Origin of the sequence: Draconibacterium sp. (assembly GCF_041583095.1) — a bacterium.
Classification (GTDB): domain Bacteria; phylum Bacteroidota; class Bacteroidia; order Bacteroidales; family Prolixibacteraceae; genus Draconibacterium.
Map to the genome: position 1 here is coordinate 1 of NZ_JBFHGM010000177.1, position 10,915 is coordinate 10,915.

A 10,915-nucleotide genomic window follows, 5' to 3' on the forward strand; every position below is an offset into this window, starting at 1 on the left:
CAATCAACTTCCAGTTGTTGTGCTACCTCAAAATCGTGGTTGGTATCGCCAATAATGGTGGCCTGTGCTTTGTCGATATTCAATTCGCTGATAAACTGTTTGCCACGTTCAATCTTTGAAGCCGCATAATGATCATTAAGCCCGGCTATTCCTTCAAAATAATCAAAAATATTCTGGTGTTTTAAGGTATGCACCAACATATCTTCCTGCATGGCCGAAAGCACAAATTGCCGATAGCCCATATTTCTAAAATGCTCCAGTACATCGGTAGCACCGGAATGTAATTTGCAATTGGAAACTCCTGCGTTGTAAATGTCCATGTATTCCTGCGCCGAAACGGAAAAATCCTCTTTTGAAAAATCAAAACCGATGGATTCGTAACAATCCTTTACCGGAAACGAGAATACCTCTTTGTACGAATAATGATCAAGCAGATTGAGTTGCCGTTTTTTCAGCAACACATTTATGGTTGAAATGCAAAAGTCAAGATCGTTTAACAGCGTACCGTTCCAGTCCCAGATAATCGTTTGCATGTTATACCATTACTTTTTAGGCCTGTCGAATTTGTTAATTACCGGGTAGGCATACAGTTTCAGAAAACGTTCCTGGATATCGGTTATCGGGAAATCGATATGCACCATTGCCTGCTCCACCATAATCTCGAATTTCTTTTGCTCTTCGGCGGTGTAGCGGTCTTTAAATCGGTGCTCTTGCATCAACATATCGTAAGCCACAAAATTGCTTGGCCACAGTTTATAGTTTTTGTAAATCTGGTCGTCAATCATTTCTGCCAAACGACGGATGTAATCATTGCGCTGTTCGTTGTTTTTAGCCAGTTCAAAGTGGGTCTCAATCGGTGTTCCAAAAGCAAAACGCATTCTTCCTTTTGGAGCAAACATTCCCATCGACATCGCTTTCAAATCGTCCTTGCTTTGTTTTGCCCGGCCGTAATGTTCTTTTTTTATCAGTTCACGAAGTTTGGGCAAACCACAAGGTTCAATCTCGTACGAAATGGATACCGGAACAATATTCAGTTCATTAAATCCATCCGAAATACCCCCTTTGTTGCTCATGTTCAGCATCTTTAAAACACTTTCCTGTGTTTTGTCGTTGCCGTCTTTTGTGCGGCCTTCACGTTGTGCAATCCATACCGAAAGTTTGTCTTCGGTAATTGATTTGCGAATAAAATGCGAAACCTTTTTCGAGGCCATCATCAGTTCGCGTGGTGGCAAATTTCGCCTGATCACAAACGAACGGTTCAGCTTAACCGTATGTTCTATCCACTCGTATTGCAACAGGTTGTCGCCAATAGCAATCTGCGTGGTGTTCATGCCGTGCTCGAAAATAAGGAAGTTCAATAAAGCGGCATCCAGGATAATATCGCGGTGGTTCGAAATAAACAGGTAAGGTTTGGTTTTATCCAACTTGTCAATTCCTGTAACTTTTAATCCGTCGGAAGTTTTGTCAACCAGCCAGTGTAAAAGGTCGTAAATAAATACGCCTTGCAGCTGTTTGATACTGCTTACCCGGCGCAACTGAAATTTTACCATTTCAACCTTTGGCCGGTTTTTAAACAAGTGATGCAGAACATCGTCGAAGGTTTTATCCTTGACTAATTTTCTGATCTTAGCTTTAACTTCTTTGTCGGTGTAGGGGCGAATATCATCAAAATCAATGTCTCGCATTATTTATATTTTAACCCGACAAAGTAAGTTATTCAAAATCAAAATTTCAACCTCAACTGAAATTTTAACTCTGTTTTGTGTTGTCCGGCTATCTCATTATAGCCAGAACTGATGGTTTCACGGTCGGTCCACCAGGTATTTGCCAGTTTTAACCAGCACTCAATTTTTTTTGCTGGCTGGTATTTAATGTTGAGATATGTTCTGAATCCTTCTCCATAATAGGCCGGAATTGAAAAAGCATATAAAATATCATTCTCATAAGCGTAAATGCGGCTGTTGTAACTTTCGGTATGAAACCAGGCCAGTCGCGCTGCAAGATTCAGCGGAAATTCCTTGGGCTTAAATTGGATATCCTGAAAAAGCATAAACCCATTTTCACTTTCCGTGCCTTTGTAATAAACATGCTCGGCACGCGTTTTTAGCAAAATATTTTCCGAAAGCTGAAACTGAATATGAAAACGCAACTTTTGAACGCGCTCAGGAAGGTTGATATAACGATTTTCGTTTTTGAATTTTTGATCTTTCTCCTCGTTTTTAAATCGCAGGTAGGCACTGAGTTTTTCGCTGATCTGAAAATTTACCTGTGTAAAAATATCCCACGAACGTGCCGGGCCGGCAGTGGAATAATTAAACCACTCTGATTGGTAAACATCGGAGTAGGCCGAAAGTGTTACAAACTTGGCCGGTAAAAAGCGCACTCCAACATAAAGCCCCGACTCGTTGCTGATGTTGCTGCCTTCGGCCATGTTGTTGGCCCAAAAAGCATGATAGTCTTTATCGAAATGACGAAACAAGGCCGAAAATCCCAGCTGGTCGTTTACATGAACAATTGCACCCTGTGTTACCGCTTTGCCTTTTGATTTAGAGATGGCTGCCTCGCCAAACAGTGTATAGTTGTTTTTACTAAAAAGATAATCAGCACCGGCGGTGTAATTGTCTGTACCACTAAATCGGAATTGGTTATAAAGCTGGTTACTGCGGATAAACGGTTTGTCGAATTGCTGGAAAACTACTGTTGCTCCCAGTTTTAGGTGATTAAAACGATGGGTGAAAACACCACCTGCATTGGTGAACTTTACGGTTTTTTCATCGGCAATTTCGCTTTCTGTGCGATGGTAGCCTGATGTTTGCAGGCTGGTGAAATGTGTTGCAACAGAATCATTGTATTCCAAATTTCCGTCGGCATTTTTGTGCGAGTAGAAAAGACTTAATCGCGAGTTGCCTAATTTTACCGTTCCCGCAGTTCCTCTGAAATAAAAGTTTTCATCTACCGAAGTGTAAGCCCGAACACCCTGCCCGGTTTTGCTTATTCCCAAAACATTTTCCGATTTTCCGGTGGTGTAACCTTGCCACAACACCAGGCCTTGCCCGGATCGAACAAGGTAATCGCCTACCGAAATATTTTCAAAAGTATTATTCAGTTTAAAGCTAATATGCCCCGAGTAATAATCGAAACCACTTTTGTTGGAACCGCTAAAAAAGGCTTCGCCCGGATCTTTCTCAGCAGTAAAGCCTACAGAAAGTTTGTCGCCGGCCCTGAAGTTATAACGCGTGAAGTAGCGAAAACGGTTGCCTTCGTAAGGAACGGTGCCATCGTCTTTTTCTTTGTAACCGCGAGTTTTTTGCAGATTTCCAAGCGTGCGCAGCAATAACTGGTTATCGGCATATTTTAACTGTTCTTTTAATGTTTTCGCTTGCTGTTCTTCGGGGCCAAACTCAATAAAATATTGTAGTTTTTGCAGTAGGTTGGGCGTAAATCCGTCAATGGTTTTGAGTTCGAAGATGGAATAAACCGGGCCGTAATCAGCAATATACTCCCGCAATTTCTGAATTTGTATTTCATTCAACAAATAGAGCCGTGCCAGTTCGGTGGCACTTGTTGCGTTGATATTTACAGGATGTTCCAAAAAATATTCAAGGTCTTCAATAATCAAGGCTACGTCTGTTCCTTCTTCAATTTTGTCGAGATGCGATTCCAGTATCGATTCAATTAATTGATCCGGCGACTCGTTTTGTGCTGATGTTGCCAAAACGAACAGTTGGAACAGACCGAAGACGATATGTCGGATCAGATTTCTCATTTAAAGTGGTATTGAATGGAAACTGATGGTGTAAATCCAAGATTCCCGTGATAGCTAAAGGCAATATCGGTACTGATGTTTTTAAAACTATAGCCAAGTCCTGCAGTATACTGAACCGGCCTGCCCGAAATCCCAAAACGTAGTGCCAGATTCTGAAGCGGCATAAATTCCAGACCGCTTCTTACCACAACATCGCGGTCTGATTCTTTTTGTGTTTCCAGGCTCACCAGCACATGTTCGTCGAAAGCATAATGAGCACCGAGTCGGTAAATTGCAGGAAGTTTTATTTTTTCTTCCGGGTAATTGAAGCCGTTTTTTACCGGGTTGTAAGTGTGAGCGCCCAGAGTTATTTGTTCTGTAAGTTGATAGGTTGCCCCAATCTCAAACGTTACAAACGAAAAGGCATCCGCATTTTCGGGCATACGTTGTACAAGGTAGTCGAATTGTACGGCAGCGTTAAAACGTTCGGATAGTTGTTTGGAATAGGCAAAACCAATTTTGTGTTCCTTGAATGGCCCTTTTCCAAACTGGTAAAAACTTAAACCAAAAGTTCCGGTACCGGTTGGCAAAACCACACTCGTGGCTGCCAGTGCAAATTCATCAATTCCGTATTTCGATTCGTAATATACACCGGCAGAAAACCGGTTTAATTGTGCTAAAGTGGCCTGGTTGTGGAAGGTGCTCCAGGTATCGGAAACCGAAACGAAAGCGTTTGAAAGGGCAGCCGAACGTGCTCCTCCTTTGTAGTTTTGCGGGGAGGCTATTGATGCAATTATGGTAAAATATACCAACAGTATGTAAAAGGGTTTTTGCATAAAAAAAGAGGTATTAATTAATACCTCTTTAAAATTAAGTAAAATATTTTAAACAACAATTAATTAGTTTTAAATCGGTACTTTACCTCCGATAGCTCCTGGTTGGCCTTTACAATTTTCTCCTTCAGGTTCTCTTTGTACTCAACCAGTTTATTCATCAGTTCTTCATCGCCGGTGGCCATCATTTGTGTGGCTAAAATGGCCGCATTCATAGCTCCGTTAACAGCAACAGTTGCTACCGGAATCCCCGGAGGCATTTGCAAAATAGCAAGAATTGAATCAAACCCTGATAAGCTGGCGTTAATCGGAACACCAATTACAGGAATCGGAGTCATTGCTGCAATTACACCAGGCAGGTGAGCCGCCATTCCGGCACCCGCAATTATAACTTTAATACCACGGTCTTTGGCTCCTTTGGCAAAGCGTTCTACTTCTTCCGGGGTACGATGTGCCGACAAAGCATTGATCTCGAAAGGAATTTCAAACTCATCAAACAATTTGGCAGCTTTTTCCATCACCGTTAAATCTGATGTGCTGCCCATAATAATGCTAACTTTTGGAGTCATGTTTTATAATTTATTTGTTACTTTGTATCTTTTTATTTTCAGCACGAAAATACAGCAAATTAGCAATTAATAAAAATCAAATCCACATATGAAGAAGGTTAAAATCCTGGATAAAGAATTTGAGTTATTTATTCCATATGAGAAGATTCGTTCAGTTGTTGAGCAAATGGCCGACACAATGAATAAAGAGTTGGCCGGCAAAGACCCGCTTTTTCTTTGTATCTTAAATGGTTCGTTTATGTTTGCCGCCGAAATTTATAAGCGGATCGACTTTGTTGAGTCGGAGATTTCGTTTGTAAAACTGGCTTCGTATCAGGGCGATTCAACAACCGGAAAAGTAAAACAACTGATTGGGTTAAATGAAAAAATTGAAGGACGAACCGTAGTTGTTTTGGAGGATATTGTTGATACCGGTATTACCATCAACAATATTTTGGAGCAACTGGAAAAATTGAATCCAAAAGAAGTGCAGGTGGCAACCTTGTTGCTAAAACCGGATGCGCTTCAGAAAGAAGTAGATCTTAAATATGTGGGAATAGAGATCCCGAATGATTTTATCGTAGGTTACGGACTTGACTACGACGGCTACGGTAGAAATCTGATTGATATTTACACGGTAGTGAAATAAAAAATAACCAAAAATTATGTTGAATCTCGTATTGTTTGGCCCACCGGGGGCAGGAAAAGGAACCCAGGCCGAATTTCTTATTAAATCATTTGGATTGATCCACTTGTCGACCGGCGACTTGCTGCGAAGCGAAATTGCCGCAGGAACAGCACTTGGAATTGAAGCCAAAAACTTCATGGATAAAGGAGAACTGGTTCCTGATGAAGTGGTGATTGGAATGATTAAAAGTAAACTCGACGCAAACAAAGAAGCGAAAGGTTTTATTTTCGACGGATTTCCGCGTACCGTTGACCAGGCAAAAGCACTGGATGTTTTGTTGAACGAAAATGGTACGCCAATCTCGGGCATGCTTTGCCTGCAGGTTGAAAAACAGGAATTGATTGATCGTTTGTTGAGCCGCGGAAAAGTTTCGGGCCGTTCCGATGATCAGAACCAGTCGATTATTTAAAACCGCATCACGGTTTACACCGAAAAAACACTTCCTCTAATCGAATACTACAAACCACAGGGAAAACATTTCGATATTAACGGAATGGGAACCATTGAGGAAATTGCAGGTAGATTACAAGAAGTTGTAGAAAAATTATAACATCTACTTATAAGGGTGAGAAGCCTGTTGTAGGACAGGTGTCTCACCTTTTTTATATTTGTACAGATAACGAACAGGAAAAATCAGATGGCAGAGACCAATTTTGTTGATTACGTAAGAATTCATTGTCAGTCGGGTAACGGAGGTTCCGGCTCAGCGCACCTGCGCAGAGAGAAATTTGTGGCCAAAGGTGGCCCCGATGGCGGCGATGGTGGTCGTGGTGGCCATGTTATCCTTGTAGGTAATGAGCAGATGTGGACATTGCTGCATCTGAAATTCCGGAAACACATTAAAGCCGGACATGGCGAACCGGGAGGGAAGCAACGAAGTACAGGTGCCGATGGTGAAGATATTTACCTGGAGGTACCGCTCGGAACTGTTGCCCGCGATGTGGAAACCGGCGAATTCCTGTTTGAAATTACTAAACACGGCGAAGAGCAAATTCTGATGCAAGGTGGCCGTGGAGGTTTGGGGAACGATCATTTTAAAACGGCTACCCATCAAACACCTCGATTTGCGCAACCCGGCGAAGAAGGTGTAGAAGGCTGGAAAATACTGGAGCTGAAAGTGCTGGCCGATGTTGGTTTGGTTGGATTCCCAAGTGCCGGAAAATCAACATTGTTGTCGGTGGTTTCGGCAGCAAAGCCAAAAATTGCCGATTATCCATTTACCACGCTTGTGCCCAATTTGGGTATTGTGGGGCATCGCGAACAACGATCGTTTGTAATGGCCGATATTCCCGGAATTATTGAAGGCGCACACGAAGGTAAAGGTTTGGGGCTGCGCTTTTTGAGGCACATCGAACGAAACTCGATGTTGCTTTTTATGGTGCCGGCCGACAGTAAAGACCATCTGAAAGAATATAAAGTTTTGCTCAACGAGCTTGAAAAATATAATCCTGAGCTGCTCGACAAACAGCGCTTTTTAACCATCAGTAAAGCCGATATGTTGGATGAAGAGCTGATGAAGGAAATTAGCCGGGAACTGGGCGATATTCCGCACCTGTTTTTTTCTGCCGTGTCAGGATTTAATATTCAACAATTAAAAGACCGAATCTGGGAAATTTTAAATAGTTAATGGAATTATTGCAACGAATACTGGAGCTGGATAAAAATGTGTTTTTATTTCTGAACGGATTCCACACTGAGTTTTGGGATACCATGATAATACTGATAACACGTCAGGAAACATGGATTCCCTTTTTTGCCAGCATTTTGTTTTATATATTTAAGAATTACCGTAGCAAATCAATATTGATATTAATTGCTATTGGGCTGTTAATAGCCGCAACTGATCAGTTCTCTAACGTTATAAAAGATTCTGTTCAGCGCTTACGTCCAACACACGATCCGGCAATTTCGCACCTGGTTCACATATTCTTCGGTAAAGGCGGCCAGTTTGGTTTTGTATCGGCACATGCTGCCAATTCGGTTGCTATTCTGGTGTTAACATCCCGGATTTTCAGAAGCCGCAGCTATTATTTTTTAACCCTCTTTTGGGTATTGGTGTTTTGTTATTCGCGCATTTATGTAGGTGTGCACTATCCGCTCGATCTGATTTGCGGAGGACTAATCGGCTGGTTTATCGGTTGGGCCTTGTACCGCCTGATGATGTTTGTCGAGAATCACTTCTTTTTTGGTCGCTCGCCAAAAATTGAAAAAACGGTGCTGTCGCGAAAAGACGCCGGAATGATCGCTTTAGTGTTTTTTGTATCGGTTTTTACGGTTATTCTTGTGGTTAGTCAACTTTACTTTCATAAAGTCTTATAAATGAGTGAACCTGCCCGGCTTTATTATGAAAAACTTTTGTTTTATACCGATGAATTGCAGCGCATATCGACAAAAGTAAAACGTTTTGCCTGGTATCGTTTTGTGGCCTTTGTTGGCATATTCGCTCCGCTTATTATTCTTGGCTGGGAAATTACGGCACTGTATGGTACACTTCCCTTAATTGTGCTTTTTTTCTGGCTGATCAAAAGAAATCTTCAGCTTGATAAGATAAAGCAAACCCTTGTTGTTAAAACGAAATTGCTGGAAGACGAGCTAAAGGCACTGGATCATTCTTTTTTGCATTTTGAAAATGGCGAACAATTTCTAAACGTGGAGCATCCGTTTGCTTACGATCTGGATTTGTTTGGCGAAGGTTCGCTGTTTCAGTACCTAAACCGCACGGCAACTGTTGAAGGGCGTCAACGCCTGGCTGATTGGTTGCAAAAGCCTTTAAAGGAAAAGGAGGCGATTGAGCAGCGCCAGGAAGCCATTAAAGAATTGGCGGGAATGCCCTTGTGGCGGCTCGACTTTTTAACCGAAGGAAACCTGTTTCAGGAAACCGAAGTGCAGTATAACGAAATTCGGTCGTGGTCGGAAATGGAACTCGGACTGAAGCATTCAAAGCTGTTGAAATGGTTGATCCGTATTGTTCCGGCAATCACTGTTCTTGCCGCAATTCCAGCAATAATGGGGGTGAGTAATTTTTACCTGGTAACGATGGTGTTTGTGCAGTTTCTGCTATTATTTGCTTTTACAAAACCGGTGAATTATTACTTCGGATTTTTTGGCCGTAAGTCCGACCTGTTGGCCAAATACATGCAGTTGCTAAAAAGGATTGAAGAGAAAGAGTTCCAATCTCCGTATCTGTGCGAAATGAAGAAGAAGGTTACCGAACCATCGGCCGGGAAAATCTTTGGCGAGCTGAAGAGTCTGGTAAAGGAATTTGAATACCGGCAGAATATTCTGGTTGGTGTGGTGTTAAACGGGATTTTTACCTGGGATATTCGTTGCGTATACAAACTCTGGGTGTGGCACAATAAAAATCACGACAGGCTGGCCGAATGGCTGGAAATAATCGCACAAATGGATGCTTTAATCAGCCTGGCGAATTATGCCAATAATCACAGCGATTTTGTATATCCGGAAATCACAGATCAGGATTTTGTGTTGTGTGCGACCGAATTGGGGCATCCGCTGCTGAAAAAAGACAAGCGGGTAAATAATGATATTGAAATTCGGGGTTGGTCGAAAATAATGATCGTTACCGGCGCAAATATGGCAGGTAAAAGTACCTTCCTGCGCACCGTGGGTACAAATATTTTGTTGGCCGGAATTGGCGCGCCGGTTTGTGCCACATCAATGAAAGTAAGGCCGGTTGATTTGTATACCAATATGCGCACAACCGACTCGTTGTTAAAAGACGAATCGTATTTCTTTGCTGAGTTGAAACGGATAAAAGCAGTGCTCGATCGTTTGGCGGCAGGCGAGCAAATCTTTGTAATTCTTGACGAAATGCTAAAAGGAACCAATTCGGTTGATAAACTAAACGGCTCGAAAGAATTGGTACGAAAGCTGGCGCAACAGCCATGTGCGGCAATGATTGCTACGCACGACTTAAAGCTGAGTGAAATGGAAAACGAACTTCCGCAACAGGTGTTCAACAAGTGTTTCGAAATCCGGATCGAGAACAACGAACTGATTTTTGACTACAAACTATCGGATGGTGTTACCCAAACCATGAATGCCACTTTCCTGATGAAAAAAATGGGGATTATTTAATTGTTCCCCGAAAATTGTCAGTAGAGTTGTCCTGAACGTCGCCAAATATCCCTTTATCTGTAGTATTTTATTCTCCCCTGCAGCTAAAATTGCCTTGCGAGGTATTAATAGAATGGTGCGAGGTATAAATAATAACGCGCGAGCTACTAAAAAAGCGGTGCGAGCTATAAATAAAGTAGAGCGAGGTATAAAAAATAGTGTGCGAGGTTAGCTCGCAAATCAATATTAGTACCTCGCATATAAATATTAGTACCTCGCATGCTTATATAATTACCTCGCGAGCACATATATGACCCTCGCGTGTAAATATTAGCCCCTCGCAGGTAGATATTGATATCAGGGAGAGCAAATACGCGGCATTTTACGCTGAATTAGACTTAAATCTTTTGTCTGTCAATAAATAATACCAATTGCGTTTCGATGTGAGCCTTAAGCGAAACAGTGAAATTGCAATAGCCTGTCCCGAACTTGATTCGGGAGTTAATGCCGATAATAAACGAAAGAGGCTTTGGGAGTAATCGAACCAAAGGCTCATTTCGATATTTAATTGGTATAGCCTGGTGTTTGGTGCCCGGAAATCGGTGTTACGATCTTCTGAAAATGTTTTGCGAATCCGTAGGTTAGAATAGAAAGAGTTGCGGTTCTTCGCCCGCTCGTATCCCTAATTTTATCCACACTTTTTCAACGGGTGATTGTTAGTTATTGCAGGCGCGAAACCCCTTGCAAAGTGGATGATTTGATTATATTTGTGACAATTGGGTGAATTCTGTGTTTCTTAAATTAAAAACCAAGTCCCGTAAGCACAAAACCGTTGAAAACACAGGGTTCATATAAATTTCGAAAGTTGATTCTGGAGATTGAGGTATGAGCGCAAACTACGACGAAGGTGCAATTAAAACATTAGACTGGCAGGAGCACATCCGGCGACGTCCGGGTATGTATATTGGTAAACTCGGAGACGGAACTTCTGCCGACGATGGTATTTATGTATTGTTGAAAGAGG

10 protein-coding genes are annotated in these 10,915 nt (G+C 42.0%); 5 read left to right on the forward strand and 5 right to left on the reverse strand.

From position 1 onward, the window contains the following. The 5 genes from ABZB17_RS15435 to purE all read right to left on the reverse strand — a co-directional run. On the reverse strand, positions 1-533 hold a 533-nt coding region (locus ABZB17_RS15435), incomplete at its 3' end, for an HAD family hydrolase (protein WP_372651323.1). A 9-nt stretch (positions 534-542) separates the two neighbouring features. Then, positions 543-1,685, reverse strand: a complete 1,143-nt coding sequence (locus ABZB17_RS15440) for a 1-acyl-sn-glycerol-3-phosphate acyltransferase (protein WP_052671182.1) — start codon at positions 1,683-1,685, stop codon at positions 543-545. Positions 1,686-1,723: 38 nt separating this feature from the next. Further along, complete coding sequence (locus ABZB17_RS15445) at positions 1,724-3,766, reverse strand: helix-hairpin-helix domain-containing protein (RefSeq protein ID WP_372651325.1); 2,043 nt, start codon at positions 3,764-3,766, stop codon at positions 1,724-1,726. Beyond that, positions 3,763-4,581: a hypothetical protein gene (locus ABZB17_RS15450; RefSeq protein ID WP_372651327.1), complete on the reverse strand. Its 819-nt coding sequence runs from the start codon at positions 4,579-4,581 to the stop codon at positions 3,763-3,765. Before ABZB17_RS15450 ends, ABZB17_RS15445 begins: the two co-directional genes overlap by 4 nt. A gap of 59 nt (positions 4,582-4,640) precedes the next feature. Continuing rightward, positions 4,641-5,147 carry a 5-(carboxyamino)imidazole ribonucleotide mutase gene (gene purE, locus ABZB17_RS15455; protein ID WP_045033560.1) on the reverse strand — a complete coding sequence of 169 codons (507 nt, stop codon included), beginning with the start codon at positions 5,145-5,147 and terminating at the stop codon, positions 4,641-4,643. 88 nt (positions 5,148-5,235) lie between these two features. Here purE and hpt point away from each other — a divergent pair, with 88 nt between their 5' ends. The 5 genes from hpt to ABZB17_RS15480 all read left to right on the forward strand — a co-directional run bounded on the left by hpt (position 5,236) and on the right by ABZB17_RS15480 (position 9,912). Beyond that, positions 5,236-5,775, forward strand: coding sequence for a hypoxanthine phosphoribosyltransferase (hpt, locus tag ABZB17_RS15460; RefSeq protein WP_372651329.1), 540 nt, complete (start codon positions 5,236-5,238; stop codon positions 5,773-5,775). A gap of 16 nt (positions 5,776-5,791) precedes the next feature. Further along, a complete protein-coding gene (locus ABZB17_RS15465; protein WP_372651331.1) occupies positions 5,792-6,223 on the forward strand; it encodes an adenylate kinase in 432 nt (143 codons plus the stop codon). 228 nt (positions 6,224-6,451) lie between these two features. After that, positions 6,452-7,441: a GTPase ObgE gene (obgE, locus tag ABZB17_RS15470; protein WP_372651333.1), complete on the forward strand. Its 990-nt coding sequence runs from the start codon at positions 6,452-6,454 to the stop codon at positions 7,439-7,441. Next, positions 7,441-8,133: a phosphatase PAP2 family protein gene (locus ABZB17_RS15475; RefSeq protein ID WP_372651334.1), complete on the forward strand. Its 693-nt coding sequence runs from the start codon at positions 7,441-7,443 to the stop codon at positions 8,131-8,133. The genes obgE and ABZB17_RS15475 overlap by 1 nt, the downstream gene beginning before the upstream one ends. Next, the gene (locus tag ABZB17_RS15480; protein WP_372651335.1) at positions 8,134-9,912 is read left to right on the forward strand and encodes a hypothetical protein; all 1,779 of its coding nucleotides are present in this window, start codon (positions 8,134-8,136) and stop codon (positions 9,910-9,912) included. Positions 9,913-10,915: the final 1,003 nt, after the last annotated feature.